The sequence below is a fragment of the Neisseria sp. P0014.S002 genome (genome assembly GCF_051958295.1).
Classification (GTDB): Bacteria; Pseudomonadota; Gammaproteobacteria; order Burkholderiales; family Neisseriaceae; genus Neisseria; species Neisseria flavescens_B.
Genome location: NZ_JBQCVO010000002.1, coordinates 391,311 through 411,101 on the forward strand (window position 1 = coordinate 391,311; position 19,791 = coordinate 411,101).

At 50.8% G+C, this 19,791-nt stretch carries 16 protein-coding genes; 5 read left to right on the forward strand and 11 right to left on the reverse strand.

Translation table 11 applies throughout. The features are described from left to right. Positions 1 to 26: 26 nt before the first annotated feature. Complete coding sequence (locus tag ACTHSX_RS04115) at positions 27 to 779, forward strand: class I SAM-dependent methyltransferase (RefSeq protein ID WP_440376894.1); 753 nt, start codon at positions 27 to 29, stop codon at positions 777 to 779. A gap of 102 nt (positions 780 to 881) precedes the next feature. After that, positions 882 to 1,565, forward strand: coding sequence for a 2,3-diphosphoglycerate-dependent phosphoglycerate mutase (locus ACTHSX_RS04120; RefSeq protein ID WP_003679823.1), 684 nt, complete (start codon positions 882 to 884; stop codon positions 1,563 to 1,565). Between the two features lie 137 nt (positions 1,566 to 1,702). Here ACTHSX_RS04120 and ACTHSX_RS04125 read toward each other — a convergent pair whose 3' ends face one another. Continuing rightward, positions 1,703 to 2,494, reverse strand: a complete 792-nt coding sequence (locus tag ACTHSX_RS04125) for a DsbC family protein (RefSeq protein WP_004518838.1) — start codon at positions 2,492 to 2,494, stop codon at positions 1,703 to 1,705. Between the two features lie 135 nt (positions 2,495 to 2,629). Here ACTHSX_RS04125 and ACTHSX_RS04130 point away from each other — a divergent pair, with 135 nt between their 5' ends. After that, on the forward strand, positions 2,630 to 4,798 hold the full coding sequence (locus tag ACTHSX_RS04130; RefSeq protein ID WP_440376895.1) for a primosomal protein N': 2,169 nt from the start codon (positions 2,630 to 2,632) through the stop codon (positions 4,796 to 4,798). A 79-nt stretch (positions 4,799 to 4,877) separates the two neighbouring features. Here ACTHSX_RS04130 and ACTHSX_RS04135 read toward each other — a convergent pair whose 3' ends face one another. The 3 genes from ACTHSX_RS04135 to ACTHSX_RS04145 form a co-directional block, all read right to left on the reverse strand. After that, entirely contained in the window at positions 4,878 to 5,552 is a 675-nt protein-coding gene (locus ACTHSX_RS04135) for a hypothetical protein (RefSeq protein WP_311460419.1), read from the reverse strand. A gap of 336 nt (positions 5,553 to 5,888) precedes the next feature. Then, positions 5,889 to 6,227, reverse strand: a complete 339-nt coding sequence (erpA, locus tag ACTHSX_RS04140; RefSeq protein ID WP_003680162.1) for an iron-sulfur cluster insertion protein ErpA — start codon at positions 6,225 to 6,227, stop codon at positions 5,889 to 5,891. 132 nt (positions 6,228 to 6,359) lie between these two features. After that, entirely contained in the window at positions 6,360 to 7,046 is a 687-nt protein-coding gene (locus ACTHSX_RS04145; RefSeq protein ID WP_440376896.1) for a S24 family peptidase, read from the reverse strand. A 261-nt stretch (positions 7,047 to 7,307) separates the two neighbouring features. Between ACTHSX_RS04145 and ACTHSX_RS04150 the strand changes: the two genes are divergently transcribed. Next, a complete protein-coding gene (locus tag ACTHSX_RS04150; protein ID WP_003680156.1) occupies positions 7,308 to 7,583 on the forward strand; it encodes a hypothetical protein in 276 nt (91 codons plus the stop codon). A 76-nt stretch (positions 7,584 to 7,659) separates the two neighbouring features. On the opposite strand, the gene argC is transcribed toward ACTHSX_RS04150, so the two are convergent. The 3 genes from argC to ACTHSX_RS04165 form a co-directional block, all read right to left on the reverse strand. Further along, on the reverse strand, positions 7,660 to 8,706 hold the full coding sequence (gene argC, locus ACTHSX_RS04155; RefSeq protein ID WP_440376897.1) for an N-acetyl-gamma-glutamyl-phosphate reductase: 1,047 nt from the start codon (positions 8,704 to 8,706) through the stop codon (positions 7,660 to 7,662). A 440-nt stretch (positions 8,707 to 9,146) separates the two neighbouring features. Further along, positions 9,147 to 10,865: an ABC transporter ATP-binding protein/permease gene (locus ACTHSX_RS04160; RefSeq protein WP_440376898.1), complete on the reverse strand. Its 1,719-nt coding sequence runs from the start codon at positions 10,863 to 10,865 to the stop codon at positions 9,147 to 9,149. A 137-nt stretch (positions 10,866 to 11,002) separates the two neighbouring features. Then, the gene (locus tag ACTHSX_RS04165; protein ID WP_440376899.1) at positions 11,003 to 13,210 is read right to left on the reverse strand and encodes a TonB-dependent siderophore receptor; all 2,208 of its coding nucleotides are present in this window, start codon (positions 13,208 to 13,210) and stop codon (positions 11,003 to 11,005) included. 551 nt (positions 13,211 to 13,761) lie between these two features. Here ACTHSX_RS04165 and serB point away from each other — a divergent pair. Continuing rightward, complete coding sequence (gene serB / locus ACTHSX_RS04170) at positions 13,762 to 14,592, forward strand: phosphoserine phosphatase SerB (protein ID WP_440376900.1); 831 nt, start codon at positions 13,762 to 13,764, stop codon at positions 14,590 to 14,592. Between the two features lie 71 nt (positions 14,593 to 14,663). On the opposite strand, the gene lpxH is transcribed toward serB, so the two are convergent. The 4 genes from lpxH to ACTHSX_RS04190 all read right to left on the reverse strand — a co-directional run bounded on the left by lpxH (position 14,664) and on the right by ACTHSX_RS04190 (position 19,726). Then, a complete protein-coding gene (gene lpxH / locus ACTHSX_RS04175; protein WP_440376925.1) occupies positions 14,664 to 15,374 on the reverse strand; it encodes a UDP-2,3-diacylglucosamine diphosphatase in 711 nt (236 codons plus the stop codon). A 153-nt stretch (positions 15,375 to 15,527) separates the two neighbouring features. Then, a complete protein-coding gene (locus tag ACTHSX_RS04180) occupies positions 15,528 to 16,913 on the reverse strand; it encodes a PIG-L deacetylase family protein (protein WP_440376901.1) in 1,386 nt (461 codons plus the stop codon). 238 nt (positions 16,914 to 17,151) lie between these two features. Next, positions 17,152 to 18,960: an aspartate--tRNA ligase gene (gene aspS, locus ACTHSX_RS04185; RefSeq protein ID WP_440376902.1), complete on the reverse strand. Its 1,809-nt coding sequence runs from the start codon at positions 18,958 to 18,960 to the stop codon at positions 17,152 to 17,154. A 64-nt stretch (positions 18,961 to 19,024) separates the two neighbouring features. Then, on the reverse strand, positions 19,025 to 19,726 hold the full coding sequence (locus tag ACTHSX_RS04190) for a DUF502 domain-containing protein (RefSeq protein WP_440376903.1): 702 nt from the start codon (positions 19,724 to 19,726) through the stop codon (positions 19,025 to 19,027). Between the last annotated feature and the right edge of the window lie 65 nt (positions 19,727 to 19,791).

Sequence of the window (19,791 nt, forward strand, 5' to 3'; positions counted from 1 at the left end):
TCAAGGCCGTCTGAAACATAAGCCTTATGTACAAGATTTATTTTGACGAAACCGCATCTGCCGAACTTCGCAGCCTTGCCGCGCCGTTCGGGTTGACCGTTATCGATCGGCAGCCTGAAGAAGGCAGTTTCCTTATCGCTGACGAAAGCGGCATCAGTTTGTGCCGCGTCGGTGAAAAAGGCCGTGTTCGCGTTGATTTTGATGGCGGTGCCGCCCATTATCGGCGCACTAAAGGCGGAGGCGAGTTGATTGCCAAAGCCGTTAACCACACTGCGCAATCGACTGTCTGGGACGCTACCGGCGGACTGGGGCGTGACAGTTTTGTGCTTGCCTCGTTGGGTTTGAATGTACACACTTTTGAACAAAATCCCGCCGTTGCCTGTCTACTTTCAGACGGCCTCAACAGGGCAAGGCAAAGTGAAGAGACACGGGAGATTGCCCAACGCATTACTTTGCACTTCGGTAATGCCGTTGATTTAATGCAGGAATTGGCCGCGCGAAAAGGCAGACCCGATGTAGTGTATCTCGACCCGATGTATCCGGAACGCCGCAAAACCGCCGCCGTGAAAAAAGAAATGGCTTACTTTCACGACTTGGTCGGCGCGGCACAAGATGAAGCCGGGCTTCTGGATGCTGCATTGAATACCGCCAAAAAGCGCATTGTCGTCAAACGCCCGCGCTTGGGCGAGTTTCTCGACGGGCGCAAGCCTGCTTATCAATACACAGGCAAAAGCACGCGTTTTGACGTTTACCTTCCGACAAGGCCGTCTGAAGACTAGAGGCAAACTTGCAACATATCAAAAGAAACCGCCGGTGTTATCAGCGCGGCGGCAAAGTGTGATATAAATACCCTTTCCCAAACTTTATTGGAGCAAACTATCATGGAATTAGTATTCATCCGTCACGGACAAAGCGAATGGAACGCGAAAAACCTTTTCACCGGCTGGCGCGATGTCAAGCTGAGCGAGCAAGGTTTGGCAGAAGCCGCAGCAGCAGGTAAAAAGCTGAAAGAGAAGGGCTATGAGTTCGACATCGCCTTTACCTCCGTTCTGACCCGTGCCATCAAAACCTGTAACATCGTTTTGGAAGAATCCGACCAACTGTTTGTTCCACAAATCAAATCATGGCGCCTGAACGAGCGCCACTACGGCCAGCTGCAAGGTATGGATAAAAAACAAACCGCAGAAAAATACGGCGACGAGCAAGTCCACATTTGGCGCCGCAGCTACGATACCCTGCCTCCGCTGCTCGATCCTAAAGACCCTCACTCCGCCCACAACGACCGCCGCTATGCCAACCTGCCTAGCGATGTCGTACCTGATGGCGAAAACCTCAAAGTTACCCTCGAGCGCGTCCTGCCTTTCTGGGAAGACCAAATCGCTCCGGCCATCTTGAGCGGCAAACGTGTATTGGTTGCGGCACACGGCAACTCTCTGCGTGCGTTGGCCAAACACATCGAAGGCATTTCCGACGAAGACATCATGGGCTTGGAAATCCCAACCGGTCAGCCACTGGTGTATAAATTGGATGAAAATCTGAAAGTAATTGAAAAATTCTACCTGTAAGGTAAAGGGAAAAAAGGACGTGTTGGACACGTCCTTTTTTATATTTGTCTGTATCCGAGGCCGTCTGAAGGCAGTTGATGGCGGGCCGCATGAAAAAAGGACGCGTAAAGCGTCCTTTATGGAGATTAAACCCTGTATTACTGGTTTTTCTCGATGATTTCTTTGAGGTGGGGCATAGGGCTGTAACCGCTTTGGCTGCGGCCGTTAGGGAAGACCACGGTCGGCGTGCCGTTGAAGCCGAATTGTTCGCCCAATGAAGTGGTTTCAGCAACAGGGTTTTCGCAGTTTGCTTTACCGCTTGGGAGCTTGCCTTTGCGCATCCAGTCGATCCATGCCTGGGTCGGATTAGGTTGGCACCACAACAGCTCGGCTTTGCGCGCGGCATCAGGGTGCAGGCTTGGAATCGGCATCATGAAGGTATAAATCGTGATGTCGGTCATTTTTTCAAATTCATGCTCCAAGCGTTTGCAGTATGGGCAGTCCGGATCGGAGAAAACAGCAACTTTCAGTTTGCCGTTGCCGCGCACTTCTTTGATGGCTTTGTCCAAAGGCAGGGAAGCGAAGTCGATTTTGTTCAAATCGGCGGCGCGTTCTTCAGTCATGCTTTGGCGCGTGTTGACGTTGATAAGGTCGCCAACGAGCATATAGTCGCCTTTGGCATCGGTATAGATGATTTGTTTGCCGCTGACGACAACTTCATAAATGCCTTTAATCGGTGTTTCACTAACGCTCAAGACTTTCAAATCTTGGGCGGCATAGACTTTTTCCAGACGCGCTTTTAAAGAAGCGGCAACGGATTTGTCGGCAGGCGCTTCCGCTTTGGCAGCCGGAGCAGGCGCCGCGTTGGCGTTGGATACGGCAGGTTGACCGCATGCCAACAAAGGAAGGACGGCAAACGGTGTTAAGATTTTGATTAACTTGGTTTTCATGCGAGAGACTTGCGTGTGTTGAAAGTAAGGCATTGTATCAAACCTCCGTCATGTCTGCATTGTACTCAGGCTCAAATTATCGTCTGAAAATAGCTTTCGGCTGTTAAAATACGAAAAAATAATTTGATTGTTTGTATGTTCTACCACCGTATTGCCGTAAACGTGCCGCTTTCAGACGGCCTTTTGACGTATTCCTATTCCGATCAGCTTCCTCCGGGAACTCGGGTGCTTGTGCCTTTCCGCAATAAAACCGTTGTCGGGATTGTGTGGGAAGCGGATATTGCACCCGATATGGATACGGCGCGGATTTTGAGCATTCAGACGGCCTTTGTGGAAGAAAAGCCGTTGCCTCAAAGCTGGCGTGATTTGTTGGCGTTTACGTCGCGTTATTACCACTATCCGACCGGACAGGCGGTATTTGCCGCATTGCCACAAGGTTTGAAGGAAACGCGCGCAGTGGAAATGCCGCAGCCGCCGTTGTTTTACGCGCTGAACGAAGCGGGCAGGGCGCAAACGCCGCCGCCGGCTCGGTTCAATAAAAAAGCGGCTTTGTGGGACGCACTGCTGTCGGGCGGAATGACAATGGCGGCGTTGAAGCAGGTGAATGCACAGGCGACGAAATTAATCGAAGATTGGGCGGAACAGGGTTGGATTGAAACTGCGGAAGCGGCGAAGCCTGTATTAAGGTCGTCTGAATTTCAGCTCAACGCCAACCAGCAGAAGGCTTCCGATGAAATTCAGACGGCCTTTGGTAAATTTCAGCCGTTTTTGCTGTACGGCATCACCGGCAGTGGCAAGACTGAAGTTTATTTTGATGCGATGGCGAAAGTGTTGGCGCAGGGGCGGCAGGTATTGTTTCTGTTGCCCGAAATCAACCTTACGCCGCAGCTTTTAAAGCGGGTGGAAAACCGTTTTGCCGACGTGCCGACCGCCGTGTTGCACAGCCAGATGGCGGCAGGCAAGCGCACGCAGGATTATTTGCGCGCGATGTTGGGGCAGGCGAAGCTGGTGATCGGCACGCGGCTGGCGGTGTTCACGCCTTTGCCTGATGTCGGGCTGATTGTGGTCGATGAGGAACACGACGGCTCGTTCAAACAAGACAACGAATTGCGCTACCACGCCCGAGATTTGGCGGTGTGGCGTGCGAAGCAGAGCGGCTGTCCTATCGTGTTGGGCAGCGCCACGCCCAGCTTGGAGAGTTGGCACAAGGCGCAAAGCGGCGCGTACCGCCTCTTGCAACTGACCGAGCGTGCCCATGCCGCCGCGCAACTGCCGCAAGTGGATATCCTCAACGTAGGCCGTCTGAAACTCGACAACGGCTTCTCGCCGCAAGCCTTGCAGCTTTTGAAACAGAACTTTGAAGCGGGCGGCATGTCGCTGGTGTACCTCAACCGGCGCGGCTTCGCGCCCGCGCTGTTTTGCGGCGACTGCGGCCATACCTTCGGCTGCCAGAACTGCTCCGCCAAAATGGTATTGCACCAACGCGCCCGCCAACTGCGCTGCCACCACTGCGACCACCGCGAACCCATCCCGTTCAAATGCCCCGACTGCGGCAACCAAGACCTGACCGCCGTCGGCCACGGCACGCAACGCGTCGAAGAAACCCTGCGCGCCTTCCTGCCCAAGGCCGCCGTCGTCCGCGTCGACAGGGACAGCACCGCGCACAAAAACGACTGGGCGGATTTGTACCGCCGCATCGCCGACAACGAAATCGACATTTTGGTCGGCACGCAGATGCTCGCCAAAGGTCATGATTTCGCGCGGCTCAACCTTGTTATCGTATTGAACGCCGACGGCAGCCTGTACAGCGCGGACTTTCGCGCGCCGGAAAGGCTGTTCGCCGAGCTGATGCAAGTGTCCGGCAGGGCGGGGCGCGCCGACAAACCCGGCAAGGTGTTGATACAGACCCAACTGCCCGAACATCCCGTCTTTGCCGCCGTCAAAGCGCAGGACTACGCCGTGTTTGCCGAAAACGAATTGAACGAGCGGCAAATGTTTTCCATGCCACCCTTCGGTTTTCAGACGGCCGTCCGCGCTGACGCGCCGCGCGTTGCCGATGCGATGGAATTTCTCAACGCCGCCAAAGAAAACCTCACCCCGCTTTTGCCCGAAAGCGTTTCCCAGTTCGGCGCCGCCCCTATGCTGATGGTGCGCCTCGCCGAACGCGAACGCGCGCAAATCTTTCTCGAATCGACATCCCGACAAGATTTGCACCGTGCCGTGAGTTTGTGGGTGCAGGTGTTGCAGCAAAACCGCGACGGCAAAATCAGATGGTCGGTGGATGTGGATGTGCAAGAGGCTTGATTGGAATGATTCAATCAATAAGGAAATAAAAGGCCGTCTGAAAATCTGTTTTCAGACGGCCTTAAGTTTTTGAATCAGTTTAGAAGAATTTTGCAGCGATATAGCCGAGTGCAAGCAGGCTTAAAACGGCGAATACGATAGCCATTGTAAGCAGAAACTGTGTTTTCTTCCTCGCTGCAAGTGCGGCCAGCTCAGGATTTTGGCCTAACTCTTCGCGTAATTGGGATTCCAATTCGGCACGGATTTTTTTGCGCAGCTTTTTCTCTTCCTGCTCACGTTCGTATTTGAGCTTGTGGGCAATTTCGGTTTGTTTTTTATGCTCGAAAGAGATTTTTTCCTGCCATTCAATGCGCTTGCGCTGGATGGCCAACTCATTTTTCTCTGTCAAATCAAAGTGGCAGGTTTTACATTCCTGTGCGTCTAATTCGTCAATAATCGTCATGCAGACGGGGCACTGGATAGGGTCGGGAGTGTTGACTGCCAACACGGGTTCTTCTTCGATTGCTTCCAACTCCATAGCCTGACGGACGATTACGTCCAAACCCAAATAGCTGAAGTAATGCTGCGCATTTTCGCGCTCGTCTTGGGTACATTTCTCGGCCACAATGGCTTGCGGACGCTCGGCCAAGGCTTGAATCAGGCTCTCGACTTCGTTTTCGGGCAGGTTTTCATACAGGCAGGCATGGATGCGTTTCCTATCCGTGTTCGGCGGATAGGAAACGTATACGTCGAAAAATTTTTCTTGTTTGCTCATTGATATCCCATGAGTATTTCGACTGCGTCAACCAAATGGGTTTAGCCTAAGGTTTTGTTATTGTGTTTGAGCTGTTTTGGCTTGTGATACGAGCCGGAACAGAGGTTGCAGTCTCAGGCAGACCAAGTACGGTTTGCCTTTGTGTCGTTAATCGGCTGGACAATAAATTTTTATTTATATGGCAATATGCATGTCCAATGTTATGTCTATTGTAGAGTAAATATTCACGCCCGATATTATTATTATAAGGTAAATCTGATGTTGTTTAAAATAAATTCACACAAAAGGCCGTCTGAAGATACAGACGGCCTGTTTTTTATGGCAAAAACAGATTGTTTATACGGAGAAGGATGAGCCGCAACCGCAAGTTGTCTCTGCATTCGGATTGCGGATGACGAATTGAGAACCTTGTAGGCTTTCGGTGTAGTCGATTTCCGCACCAACCAGATATTGGTAGCTCATCGGGTCAACCAAGAACGTCAGGCCGTTTTTCTGGATTTCAAAATCGTCGTCGTTTTTGATTTCATCAAAGGTAAAACCATATTGGAAGCCAGAGCAACCGCCACCGTTGACGAATACGCGCAATTTCAAATCGGGATTGTTCTCTTCGGCGATCAGGTCGGCAACTTTGGTGCAGCAGCTGTCAGTAAAGATAATAGGGCTTTCGTCTGACATGATGTGATTCCTTTTATATGAATATTTTTACTATTGTCGCGCAAACCGTTAGTCAAGGCAAGTTTGTGCAGACAGGGTCTGCCAGCTTACATGGAGGGCATGGCAGAAATTTCAAGCACCAGTATGTCAGATTTAGATGCTTCTGCCAAACCATTCGACACGGCCGATGATGGCAACGTCGTCGGTCGGGTTTTTCAAGTCGATTTCAAAAGTAGGGTAGGCCTCGTTGGCCGAAATGACGTTGACGATGCCGCCGGGTATCAGTTGCAGGCGTTTGACCAAAAGGTTTTCGTTGAGGCGCAAAACATAGAGGCCGTCGCGCGGCGTGGTTTGGCCGTGGTTGATGAGGATGGTGTCGCCATCATTCAGCACACCTTCCATCGAGTCGCCTTTGACTGAGATAACGGAAAGGTTTTTGATGTCTCGCGTTACATAATTTTCAATCCAATAGCGTCGGAACGCCATGGCGAATATGGGTTGCTCATTGCCGACGAGCTGGCCGTGTCCGGCCGCGGCCTGGATGTCGTAACGCGGTACGAAGACAAATTCGTCTATATCGACAGGGTTGCCTAGTGTGTCGGTTGCTGTGGCCTTTGGGGCTTCGGAATCGGGGAAGGGAGAACCTTCGCCTGTCAAAAGCCAGTCTATGCTACAGCCTTTAAGTTGTTTGATTTTTTTTAGCGTTTCCGATTTCGGCAGGCCGCCTTCGTTCCAGATACGGCTGAATCCGGCGATGGTCATATCGATGTCGGCGGCAATTTTGGCTTGGCGGGCTTCATCTTTCCATAGGAAAGCCAGGCGGTCTTTAAAGGTATCCATGTTTATGCCTTTATGGAGGTATGTTTTTTATATGGTTTGGACGATTTGAGTGTATTTTACCTTAGTTTTTATAAAATTGTAAGAAAAAAATTACTTCATCTAAGAAAAAGTATTGCATATTCTATTTTTTCTTAGTATTATTCGTTTTGTCTTAGATAAATCGATATTTCTAATTTTCTGTTCGATTTTTCTTAGTTTAATTTTATTTGGTTTAGTTTTTCTGATTTAAACCTGCTATATGATTATGATGAGAGGTGTGAAATGACTCGTTCGCGTAAAAATACTTTTTGGGTGCTGCTGGCGTTGGTACTGGGTTTTTTTGCTCTGCCTTTCGGATCTTCGGAGGCGCATGAGGCGGACGGTAATCTGACGGCTTCGGAATGCGAACGCTTGGGCAGCTTGAGTCTGGATCAGATGGACGGCAGGCTGCTGGCTTTTGCCAAAGAATGCGATATGGTAGAGGCTACCCACGATTGGGAGCAACAGTACGGCAACTTGAATGAAGAAGAAATGCTTGCCGGTGTGGTGTATGAGTAATGTTTGTGAATGAATCGATAAAGGCCGTCTGAATGATCAAAGTTTCAGACGGCCTTGTATTTTTAATAAGGATGGCTTAAGGCATCAATGGTGCATTAGTCAGGCCGGTGGTTTCGGGCAGGCCGAACATAATATTCATATTCTGCACGGCTTGACCGGCTGCGCCTTTAACCAAGTTGTCGATGACGGAAAGAACAATCCACACATCGTCTTGATCGGGCGCTTTTTGAACGCTGATACGGCAAAGGTTGGTACCGCGCACGCTGCGGGTTTCAGGTGTCAAACCTGAAGGCAAAATATCGACAAAAGGACTGTCGCGGTAGTATTCGCGCAGCAAGGCTTCAGGATCGGTATGTTCTTGCAGGTGCAGATAAAGGGTGGCGTGCATGCCGCGTATCATCGGAACAAGGTGTGGCACGAAAATCAGGCCGTCTGAAACATGGTCTTGCAGTCCGAACAGGGTTTGTCGGATTTCAGGCAAATGGCGGTGGCCGCCGACGCCGTAGGCTTTGAAGTTGTCGCCAGCTTCGCACAACAGGGCGTGGGTGCTGGCCTTGCGGCCTGCACCGGAAACACCGGATTTACAGTCGGCAATCAGAGGCGCGTTGGCCTTCAGACGGCCAGCCTGAAGCAGCGGCAATAAGGGCAGGGAAACGCAGGTAGGGTAGCAGCCCGGATTGGCCACCAGCATGGCTTTGGCGATGTCGTCTTTGTAAAGTTCGCACAAGCCGTACACTGCTTGAGAAACGAGTTGCGGCGCGGCATGGGTCATTTTGTACCATTGTTCCCATGTGGGGATGTCGCGGATGCGAAAGTCGGCAGACAGGTCAATCACACGTACGCCTTTTTCGATAAGGACCGGTGCTTCTTTCATGGCTACGCCGTTGGGTGTGGCGAAGAACACGAGGTCGCAACGGTCAAGCTCGGCATCTTCGGGCGTTTGGAATGCAAGGTCGTAAATTCCGCGCAGGCTGGAGAAGTAGTCCGCTACTGCAATACCGGCTTCGCTTCGGCTGGTGACGGCAGTAACCTCTGCGTTGGGGTGGCTGCTGAGCAGACGCAACAATTCAACGCCTGTGTAACCGGTTGCACCGACGATACCAATTTTAATTTTTGTGGTCATGGTGTGGCTCCTTTGTAGGGTAACAATGCGTTTGATTATATAGTAATTAATTGCCGCCGGTCAGCGGTGCTTGTGCCAAGCTTTGCAATAGAGGGTTAAACAGGCCGTCTGAAATATGGGATTAACGATGTTGGAGAGAGGATTTCAGACGGCCTGAAAGTTTGGGAAAACGCGGTTTGCGGTTTTATTTAACTATCGATTTGAGATTGGTATTTTTTATTTATAGTCAATCTTTTATAAAGATTATAGGTCTCGTGTTTTTAAAACCTTTTATATTTTATCTTTATCCTACTCATACAAACACAAAATAAAAACGTAAAAAAAATGCCCCCGGGTTGGAGAACCGGAGGCAAGTATCCAAGGAGTAGCTCTCATCAATAAGAACTAGTTACTTAGTACTATATCTCTTGTTCGGATCGAAAGCAAGCGTTTTGCACATTTTAACATTTAAATAATTTTTCATTCAAATTCAGAGAGCTATCAAACAGGGTTTGAATCTTGGATTGGTGGCTAATACCGATGACCAAAGTATCGGGCAAATGTTGCTTGAGGGTCTGCATCAACATCAGGGCGGATTCGTCATCGAGCTGGTTGGTAGCTTCATCTAGGAATAGGATTTGTGGTTTGTGCAGCAGTGCGCGGGCGAGGCTGAGGCGTTGTTGTTCTCCGCCGGAAAGGATGCCGTGCCATTCGTGTGAAGTGTCCAAATCGTTCATCAATGTGTGCAACCGCCCCGTGGGGCTGCTTAAGCCGACTTGTTCCAAAACGGTTTGAATCAAATGGTCGTCTTGGCAGGCAGTATAAGGGTAGCTGACAGTTTGGCGTAATGTGTCCGCAGGTAGGTAAGGGCGTTGCGGGAAGAACAGGCGGCTACCTTCGAGGGCGAAGTTGCCTTGGTAATACGGCCACAAGCCTGCGAGGGTGCGCAGCAGGTTAGATTTGCCGATGCCGCTTCTGCCTTCGAGTAATACCCATTCGGGAGCGTGAGCTTCGAGGTTGATGTGGCTGAGCAGGGGGCTGCCGGTTTGGGTGTGAACGGTGAGGTTTTGCAGAGCAAGGATTCCGCTGTGGCGGCGGTTGTTTAAAGTCGGGGCGGGTCCGGAGACTGGGCTTCTGCCTTCCTGTTCTACGTGTTCCAAGGCCGTTTGAAAACCGGAAAGCCGTTCGATGACTGCCGCCCATTCAATCAGGCGGCGGTATGCGTCAGTAAACCAGCCGAAGCTGTCTTGGACGCGGGCAAACGATGTGCGGGTCTGCATCATGTCGCCGAAAGTCATGGTTTTGGCGAGGTACATGGGCAGGGTGGCAAGGATGGGGATGAAGATGCTGATGCGCACATAGGTCGCCCAAAAGGTTTCTTGGCGGAATTCGCAGTTGGTGAGACGACGCCAGTTGTCGCGGATGCGGAGGTAGCGTTGTTTCAGACGGCCTGTTTCGGCTTCGCCGCCGTTGTAGAAGGCGATTTGTTCGGCATGGTCGCGTACGCGTAAAAGAGCTGCACGGTAGTCGGCTTCGCGATGCTGGCGGTCGATGTTGAGGTTTTTAAGTTTGCGGCCGACAAGATGGGCGATAATGGTGCTGAAGATAGAATAAATCAGTGCAACCCAAACAAGGTAGCCGTAAACGGTAATGCTGTATCCGCCGATGTTGAAAGTCTGTACGCCGGACAGCGTCCACAATACGGCGACGAACGCGCTAAATTTGGCAATATTATTGATGAAGGAGAGGAACAGTCCGATGCTTTTGTCGGCGAGGAGGTAGATGTCTTCGGCGATGCGCTGGTCGGGGTTGTCGGGTTCGCCGATCAGGCGCAGGCGGTAGTGTTTGTGGCCTTCGAGCCAGTTTTGCTGGAATTGTTCGGTCAGGTGGGTGCGCCAGCGGAAGATGAGGCGTTTTTGCAGCCAGTTGCCGCAGACGATGCAGCCGATAATCATCGCCATGTAGCCGAGGTATTCAACGATGAGCGAAGGCATAGATGCGCCGTCAAACGCGGCCAGTGCGTCGTAGAAACGTTTGTCCCACGCGGCTATCCAAACGCTGATGGTGATGGAGAATAGGGTAAACCCTATCAAAACGGCGAGCATCAGCCATTGGAGGCGGCCGTGTGCCCCCGACCAAAAAGGGCGGGCAAGGTAAAAGAATTTTTTGAGCGTATTCATGATGAATGCTTGTAAATGTGCGTGATAGGCCGTCTGAAAACAGAATTTTGTTTTCAGACGGCCTTGTTTATAAGCAATGATTGGTTTTTATATGCTTTTGAAGAGTGGAGGGCAATCCACTCCCAGTTTGCCACTATTTACATTTTCCACTTCAGGCTGAACACGGCATTGCGCGGTTCGCCGTAGAAGTTGCCGCTGTTGGCGGCACGGCTGTATTGGTTTTCGTAGTAGCGTTTGTCGGTCAGGTTGTTGACTGCCAGCCCCAGTTGCAGGTTTTTGCTCGGGCGGTATTGGACGTTGGTGTTCCAAATGGTGTAGCCGCCTTGCTTGATGGAACCGTAGGAATTGGCGGTTTTGCTGCTGCTCTTTCCCCCCAACCCGACCGTCCATTTGCCGTCATCAATCGGCAGGATATAGCTGGTGTAGAGGCGGAACATATGTTTCGGCGTATGGCTGCTGAAGTTGTAGCCTTTTCGGCGCGATTCAACATTGTTGCCGACGCTGTTGCGGTTGGTGCTGCGGTTGAAGGTGTAGCCTGCGTAAACCTGCCAACGGTCGGTCAGGCTGCCGGAGATTTCGGCGTCCAAGCCGCGGCTGCTTTGGTTGAGCGGTTCCCAGTAGGCGTGCGGTTTGGCATTGACGCGTTGGTTGTTGTTGTCTTTATCGGTGCGGTAGAGGGCGACGGAAGTATTCAGACGACCTTCGTTCCATTCGCCTTTCCAGCCGAGTTCGTAGTTGCGTCCCATAATCGGAGGCAGCAGGTTGTCGTTGTAGTCGCGGTTCATCGTTTGTTTGAAGATGGACGTGTAGGCGGCGTAAACGCTTTGTTTAGGCGTGATGTCGTAAGTGATGCCGGCATAGGGGATGAAGCGGTTGCGTTTGAGCGAGTCTGATGAACCTGCTACCCCGTCTTTGAGGTTACGATCCCAATAGAAGTCGCGTTTCCAGCTGGTATAGCGTCCGCCTGCGATAATGTGCAGTTTGTCGGTAGGATTGATGCGCGCGCCCAAACCAAAGGCATGGGTAGTATAACGGCCGTTACCGCCACGGGCTTTGGCTGTGGCGGAATCCCAATCGAGTTTGGCTTTCTCGCTGCCGTTAAAGGCATCTGCGTCATAGGTACTGCTGTCATCAAACCAGCGGTTGCTGGAGTTCACGTTCTCTTTGGAATAGCTGTGCATGAAGAAGAGATCGTGATTTTGGCCGAAAGCAAAGATGCGGCCGGTCAGGTTGTTTTGGAAAGTGAACTGGCGGTTGCCTGCATCGTAACGGTCGAAGCTGTATGTGGTCCCCAGGCCGTCTGTACCGATGCCGTTACCTGTGCCGCCCAGCGTGTAATATTCTTTTGAACTGGTGTTTTTACGCCAGTCCAACTTGCTGCTCAGTTTCCAGTTGTCGTTGAAATAATGTTCAAACTCGGTAAAAAGATTGTATTTTTTCAGGCGGGCTTCGTTCCAATCCGCACCCAGATAGCGGCTGCGTTTCCACTCTTTGCCGTCTGCTCGCATAGGCAGGCCGTCCGGATCGGGTGTTTCGGTTTGGTTGAGATAGCTTGCGCCCCAGGTAAGTTTGCTGTTGTCGCCGATGTCTTTGTCCATCACGCCATACAGAAGGACGTCGCGGCCGCCGGATTGGTCTTTGAAGGTTTTGTTGCTGCCAACCGAGCCGACAAAGCGTCCGCGCAGGCCATGCTCTTGGCTTAAGGTGCCGGATGCATCAAAGACGCTGTTTACTTTGCCCCATGAGTTTGCCATCAAATCGGCGGAAAGCTGGCGTTTTGCAGTCGGCTTTTTGCGGACGGCGTTTACCGTGCCGCCGGGTTCGTTGTTTGCCTGTGTCAAACCTGCCGCACCGCGCACCACTTCAATGTGGTCGTACATTGCCATATCGGTTGCACTGGTCGGGTCGCCGGCCGGGCCGCCTAAGCCGAATCCGCCGGGAGAGCCGAGTTGCGTGGCAATGCCGTCTTCTTCAAACTGTTCGATAAAATAGCCGCGCGACATGAAATGCGTGCGTCCACCGCTTTTGAAAACATTGATGCCCGTAGCGTTTTGCAACGCACCTTCTAAGTCGGTAATGCCCTGGTCTTCAATTTGTTTTTTAGTAATGACGCTGACAGATTGGGGAATTTCCCGCGGAGAGAGCACCAGCCCTGTGGTTGAGCGCAGGGCGGATACTGTGTAGCTGTTTTGACTTTCAGTGCGCAGGCTTTTGTTTTTACCCACTACGGTAACTTGTTCCACTTCAGCCTGTTGTACCTCTTCGGCAGCTTGTGCGGCTTGGGGCAATGCGGCAAGGCAGAGAGCAAGTGTGCTCAGTTTGAATAGTTTCTTAGAATGATGCATTTGATGAGGTCCTTGATAAAGAAAGGTCTGTTTGTTTTTAAATATTGGTGGCAATATCTGTTTAAATTGAGTCGTTATTTTTTATAAGCCGTTTTGTTTTAAAAATTAAATATAAATCCCCGAATCATTTTATTTGATTCAATTTTGATATTGTCAAACCATTGGGCCAAAAAAAGGTTGCCATCGGAAAGGAGGCCGTTGGCAACGAATGGAGGTGGTAATGCAATGAAAGCTAGATATAAGGAGTAGTACCAGCTAGCTATAAGTAACTATATCGAAACTGTAAGAAAAATCAACAGAAGTTGCCTGTTACTGGCAAAAATTTTTAGGCAGCTTGCCTAAAATCAAACTTTTGAGTCATTACTTGGTTAGTTGATGCAGGGAATTGGTATTGGCAGCTCTAGCTGAATTTGTTTCCAGGCCGTCTGAAAATTGCCGGTATTGTTCGGCTATAATGCTGTTTTGGTTTTTTAAAGCCTTTGTAAAAATACGGTTTTGTTGTTTTAAGCTGAATGTGGTTTGTAAAGGTTTTGGGATATGAGGAGAATGAGATGAAGAAAGTTTTGGTGTTGCAGCATGGGGATTTGGGCGCGTGCGACTGGTCGGCGTTTGGCGGTTTGGTTTCTGCGCCATCAGGGAAGTCGGTGTTGCGCGTGCCGGTTGATGATGATTTTGAATTGACGGACAAGATGCGTGCGGCGTTGATTGCGCAGCAGATAGATGGTGCGGTGTTGCCGGATGTGGCTTTTGCTGATTTGGGACTGATTGTCAGCGATATGGATTCGACGCTGATTACGATTGAGTGTGTGGATGAGATTGCGGCTGGTGTCGGGCTGAAAGATGAGGTGGCAGCGATTACGGAACAGTCGATGCGTGGCGAGCTGGACTTTGAGCAGTCTTTGCGCAAGCGTGTGGCTTTGCTGGCCGGTTTGGACGAGCGTGTGTTGGAAGAGGTGTACGAGAATGTGTTACAGCTGTCGCCGGGCGCGGAATTTTTGTTGGAAGAGTGCAAACGGAATGATGTGAAGTTTATGCTGGTGTCGGGCGGATTTACGTTCTTTACGGAACGCCTGCAACGGCGTTTGGGCTTGGATTTCCATTTTGCGAATGTGTTGGAAGTAGAAAACGGCAAGCTGACAGGCCGTCTGAAAGGACGGATTATCGATGCGCAGGCTAAGGCGGATTTGTTGCGTGAATACCGTGAACGACTGGGTTTGGCTCCGTGGCAGGTGGTGGCGATGGGTGATGGTGCGAATGATATTCCGATGATATTGGAAGCTGGGTTCGGCATTGCTTATCGGGCGAAACCGAAAACCGAAGCGAATGCGGATGCGTGTGTGCGCTTTGGTGGTTTGGAGCGGATACGCGGTTGGTTTGCGTAAACCGTTTGAGGATGTTTGTCAGTCAGGCCGTCTGAACAATCGGGAAACCGGTTTTCAGACGGCCTGATGTTTTATAAGGCGATAAAACGGTAGCCTTCGGCATCGGCTTCAAGAATGGAGGCGTAATTGTCGCGCCAGTCGCCGAGTACGATGCGGGTGTAATCGGCGTTGCGATGGATGTTTTCGCGGTGGGTATGGCCGTGGATGAGCAGGGGCGTGTGGAAGCGTTGGACGGTTTCGTGGGTAAAGGCCGGATTGACGTCCATGATGTCGGCGGTTTTGTGTTGCTTGTCCTGTTTGCTCTGCTTGCGGATTTTGGTGGCGATGTTTAGCCGGAGTGTGAGCGGCAGGAGCAGGAACAGGCGTTGCAGCCATTTTTGATGGACGGTACGGCGGAATTTTTGATAAGAATGGTCGTCGGTGCAGAGGGTGTCGCCGTGACAGAGCAGGGTAGGAGTGCCGAACAGGTCGATAACGGCGTACTCGGGCAGTAAGGTCATGCCGGTATCGCGGGCGAAGGCTTTGCCGATGAGGAAGTCGCGGTTGCCATGAATAAAATAGCAGGCAATGCCGCGCACGGTTAGGCTGCGGATGATTTGTTTGATGGTTTGCACCAAAGGGCTGTTTTCGTCATCGCCGATCCAAAAATCGAAAAGGTCGCCAAGAATGTATACGGCTTGGGCGTGAACGGCTTTTTCTTGGATAAATTTCTGGAAGAGTGCAGTTAGTTGAGGATGGGATTCGCTCAGGTGCAAATCGGCGATGAAGTAAATCGGCATGATGATGTGGGACGTGTGGTAAGGGTTTTATTATAACTTGGGTTGTCGCGTTTGGATTTGGGCTTGGTGTTTTTCGTTTGTAATGTAGTGATTTTATTGTTTTGATTTGGTGTGATAAAGGCCGTCTGAAACATCTTTTCAGACAGCCTTTCTGGTTTATTGGGCTTTGCCCTGATAGGTGATTTGTTTCAGCGTCTCTTCTTTGTACAAGTCGCTGATGGGGACGGTATAGAAGAATTCGTTGCTGCGGACAAAGCGGTTGACCAAGTCTTTGTCGAGATGGAGGACGTGGTGCCGCAGTTTGTTTAGGCCTTTGAATATCATGGTGCTCCAACGCATATAGCCGTCTGAATTGGGGCGGATGTCGTTCATGGCATCAAGGGCGAGAAGTTTGCGGTTTTGTTCCTCTTTGTCCAAAGGATGGGAATAGATGCTTTGGAAGTAGAACGGTTGCTCGGAGGGCGGCGGCAGGCTGAGGGAAGACCCTACTTTGCCGATAGGGAAGTCGTCGCTCAGATAATGTATGGTGTGCAAAAACAGATTGCCGCGGCGGTAATTGATTTTGCGCAGGGCTTCGATGGCGGCCAGCGCAGTATGTTGGTGGTCGGGATGCGCATCAATATTGGGGGACGGCGTCACGATAATATCCGGCTGGAACGTTTCTATCAGATAGCCAAGGTTGTCCACCAAGCTGGTCCAAGTCGAGCCGGGTTTGAGGTGTTTCGCCAATGGGGAGGTGTTGGCACGGCGGAAAATATCGACATCGACCGTATCGATTTTGGTCGATTTAATCTCTGTTTCCGGATTTTGGCGCATGGCGGTCAAAGTGCTGTCGAAGTAGCCCAGTTGCAGGATGTTTTCAGACGGTACACCGGCCAAAATGGGCACGGTCAGGCTGTTCCAAACGCGCATCCGGCCTTTTTGCAGATATTGTGCCTGGGTATCGCAGTCGCACGTGCTGTAAAGGTTGCCATAGTGGAAGCTGCCGCCTTCGCTGGCGGTTAAGGTGCAGATCATTGAATTGGCGGCATGTTTTTCATACAAACCGTATGCACTTAATTCTGCATCGTCAGCATGGGGTGCGAGGACAAGGATTTTTTTGCCGTCTAGGTTTTCACGCGGATAAACAGAGAGTTCAATTTCTTGATCGGGCAAGGTTAGGTATTTGCCTTCCAGGCGGATGGTTTTATCGCTGTCGGAGAAGGTGTCGCTCAGATTGATATAGCGCACGCCTTTTGCGCCGTATTCGAAATATTGCTTCCATTTGCCTTTAGATGAAATGGTTTCAACAAAAGGCAGTATCAGCAATCCTGCCCAAGTGGATTTGATACGGATTTTGGCAATAACGGTATCTTGCCCGCTGATAGCAGCGGGTAAAGTCAGGCTGCCACCCTTGAGGGTAGCATGCGCGGTAGAGGGAAGGGAGGGATAGTTATAGTCTTGGTGTGTGTTGTAGGCAAACTGTTTTTTATGAATAATTGAAGTAATAATAAGCAATGTAACAAAAAAAGTCAGTATCAGCCCCGTTAGTATTAGAAACATTGTCAGGTTCCTTTATCGTATAACAGCTATGATATTGCTTGCGGAGTCTATTTGTTTGTTTTTATTATAAACGGTTAATTTTCGCACCCTAACGTCATTAAGGTGAACATTTAAAATAAAACAGTTTGTGAGTTGATTATATATAAACGACCAAAATGTAGAAAGGCCGTCTGAAAAATTTGAAAGAAATTTCAAAAATTTCGGACGGCTTTGATATTTTAAAGGTTAAGCCGGTAAATTATGCTTCTTTTGTGTCAACTGCTTTCTGGCGCAGACGCAGGCCCAACTCGCGAAGTTGTTTATCGTCGACCACATTAGGTGCATTGGTCAGCAGACATTGTGCACGTTGTGTTTTTGGGAAGGCAATCACATCGCGGATAGATTCTGCACCGGTCATCAGGGTAACCAGACGGTCAAGACCGAATGCAAGGCCGCCGTGAGGAGGCGCGCCAAATTTCAGGTTGTCCAAGAGGAAGCCGAATTTTTCTTGTTGCTCTTCGGGGCTGATTTTCAGAGCGGCGAACACTTTTTCCTGTACGTCGGCACGGTGGATACGGATGGAACCGCCGCCTATTTCCCAGCCGTTCAACACCATATCATAGGCGCGTGCCAGGCAGTTTGCCGGGTCAGAAACCATCAGGTCTTCGTGACCTTCTTTAGGCGCAGTAAACGGATGGTGTACGGCAACGTAGCGGTCGGCGTCTTCGTCGTATTCAAACATCGGGAAATCGACAACCCACAAAGGTTTCCATTCGTCCACGAAGTAGCCGTTTTCTGCGCCGTGTTCCAAACCGACTTTGATACGCAGCGCGCCGATGGCTTCGTTCACGACTTTGGCTTTGTCTGCGCCGAAGAAGATGATGTCGCCGTTTTGTGCGCCGGTACGTTCAATGATTTCTTTCAGGGCGTTTTCAGACAGGAATTTCACGATTGGAGATTGCAGACCGCTGTCTTCGCCGTTGGAAAGGTTGCTGACATCGTTCACTTTGATATATGCCAAACCTTTCGCGCCGTAGATGCCGACAAATTTGGTATATTCGTCGATTTCTTTGCGGCTGAATTTCGCGCCGTTCGGTACGCGCAGGGCAACCACGCGGCCGCCTTTCATGTCGGCTGCGCCACGGAAGACTTTGAATTCTTCCGTTTTCATCAGGTCGGTCAGCTCGGTGAATTTCAGGTTGATGCGCATATCGGGTTTGTCGGAGCCGTAGTAGAACATGGCTTCGGCGTAAGGCATACGCGGGAAATCGCCCAAGTCCACGCCCAGCGCGTCTTGGAAGACTTGTTTTGCCATGCCTTCGGTGATGTCCATGATTTCATCCTCGTTCAAGAACGAGGTTTCCAAGTCGATTTGGGTGAATTCGGGCTGGCGGTCGGCGCGCAAGTCTTCGTCACGGAAGCACTTGGTGATTTGGTAGTAACGGTCGAAACCCGCCACCATTAACAGTTGTTTAAACAATTGAGGTGATTGCGGCAGCGCGAAAAACTCGCCCGGATGAACGCGGCTCGGCACGAGGTAGTCGCGCGCGCCTTCAGGCGTGGAACGGGTCAGCATCGGGGTTTCGATGTCGATGAAGCCTTGCGCGTCCAGATAACGGCGAACGCCCATAGCGACTTGATAACGCAGGCGCAGGTTGCGCTGCATCACCGGACGGCGCAGGTCGATAACGCGGTTGGTCAGGCGCACGTTTTCGTTGATGTTTTCATCGTCAATTTGGAATGGAGGCGTAGCGGCAGCGTTCAAGACTTCGATTTCTTTGGCAAGAATTTCGATTTTGCCGGAAATCATTTTGTCATTGGTGGTACCTTCAGGACGGTTGCGTACGCGGCCGGTAATGCTCAAAACGTATTCGTTGCGGGAAGAGTCGGCAGCGGCAAATGCTTCCGGAGTGTCAGGGTCGATAACGACTTGAACGATGCCTTCGCGGTCGCGCAGGTCGATAAAAATCACACCGCCGTGGTCGCGTCGGCGGTGTACCCAGCCTTTGACGGTAACGGTTTGGTCTAAGTATTGCTCGCTGATAAGGCCGCAATAGTTGGTACGCATAAAATCACCTTTTTATATTGTTCAATTTGAAAAAGAAGGAAAGGCCGTCTGAAAAAAGAAGACCTTAATTGTTATGTTCGGTATCACCGTCTTTAGACGGTTTTTGAGCGGGTAGGGCTTTAACCGGTAAGTCGTCCGGCATCACCATGCCCAGCGAAATTACATATTTCAATGCCTGATCCACACTCATGTTCAGCTCGCGAACGTCGCTTTTTTTAACCATGATGTAATAGCCGCCGGTCGGGTTGGGCGTGGTTGGAACGTAAACGGAAATATAGTCGTCATCTTGCGGCAGGCTGCCTTTGAGTTTGTCGGGGATATGACCGGAAACAAAGGCTATCGTCCAAATGCCCGGTTGTGGAAAGGGAACCAGTACGGGGGTTTTGAACGAGCGGCTGCTGTCGGAGAGCAGGGATTCGGAAACTTTTTTAACGCTGGAGTAGATGGATTTGACGACGGGAATCCGACCCAAAAGGCTGTCCCATGCGCCGAGAATCCGTCTGCCTAAAACGTTGGCGGCAAATACGCCGGTAACGAACAAGACGACGGTGGCGGCAACAATGCCCAAACCGGGTATGTTAAATCCCCAGAAATGCTGGGGCTGCCAGCTTTCCGGCAATAGGCTGATCAGTCTGTCGGCGGCGGATATGATGTAGGTCATCGCCCAGATGGTTACGGCAATCGGTAACCAAACCAGTACGCCTGTAATCAGGTATTTCTTTAAAGCCTTGGCGATTTTTCCGCTTTCGGCTGCGGCTTCTGTCATCTTTGTTTCATTCCGGCAAGTTTTGCCCAAACTTTGCATTATACGCGTTTGGGCGCTAGGAAACG

What these genes read in the sequence shown, in the direction of transcription:
- ACTHSX_RS04115 (WP_440376894.1), top strand. Translation starts at nt 27, where the DNA reads ATGTACAAGATTTATTTTGACGAAACCGCATCTGCCGAACTTCGCAGC.
- ACTHSX_RS04165 (WP_440376899.1), bottom strand. Translation starts at nt 13,210, where the DNA reads ATGCATCATTCTAAGAAACTATTCAAACTGAGCACACTTGCTCTCTGC.
- ACTHSX_RS04125 (WP_004518838.1), bottom strand. Translation starts at nt 2,494, where the DNA reads ATGAAAACCAAGTTAATCAAAATCTTAACACCGTTTGCCGTCCTTCCT.
- erpA (WP_003680162.1), bottom strand. Translation starts at nt 6,227, where the DNA reads ATGTCAGACGAAAGCCCTATTATCTTTACTGACAGCTGCTGCACCAAA.
- ACTHSX_RS04150 (WP_003680156.1), top strand. Translation starts at nt 7,308, where the DNA reads ATGACTCGTTCGCGTAAAAATACTTTTTGGGTGCTGCTGGCGTTGGTA.
- ACTHSX_RS04180 (WP_440376901.1), bottom strand. Translation starts at nt 16,913, where the DNA reads ATGTTTCTAATACTAACGGGGCTGATACTGACTTTTTTTGTTACATTG.
- ACTHSX_RS04130 (WP_440376895.1), top strand. Translation starts at nt 2,630, where the DNA reads ATGTTCTACCACCGTATTGCCGTAAACGTGCCGCTTTCAGACGGCCTT.
- ACTHSX_RS04145 (WP_440376896.1), bottom strand. Translation starts at nt 7,046, where the DNA reads ATGGATACCTTTAAAGACCGCCTGGCTTTCCTATGGAAAGATGAAGCC.
- ACTHSX_RS04190 (WP_440376903.1), bottom strand. Translation starts at nt 19,726, where the DNA reads ATGACAGAAGCCGCAGCCGAAAGCGGAAAAATCGCCAAGGCTTTAAAG.
- ACTHSX_RS04160 (WP_440376898.1), bottom strand. Translation starts at nt 10,865, where the DNA reads ATGAATACGCTCAAAAAATTCTTTTACCTTGCCCGCCCTTTTTGGTCG.
- ACTHSX_RS04135 (WP_311460419.1), bottom strand. Translation starts at nt 5,552, where the DNA reads ATGAGCAAACAAGAAAAATTTTTCGACGTATACGTTTCCTATCCGCCG.
- ACTHSX_RS04120 (WP_003679823.1), top strand. Translation starts at nt 882, where the DNA reads ATGGAATTAGTATTCATCCGTCACGGACAAAGCGAATGGAACGCGAAA.
- serB (WP_440376900.1), top strand. Translation starts at nt 13,762, where the DNA reads ATGAAGAAAGTTTTGGTGTTGCAGCATGGGGATTTGGGCGCGTGCGAC.
- argC (WP_440376897.1), bottom strand. Translation starts at nt 8,706, where the DNA reads ATGACCACAAAAATTAAAATTGGTATCGTCGGTGCAACCGGTTACACA.
- aspS (WP_440376902.1), bottom strand. Translation starts at nt 18,960, where the DNA reads ATGCGTACCAACTATTGCGGCCTTATCAGCGAGCAATACTTAGACCAA.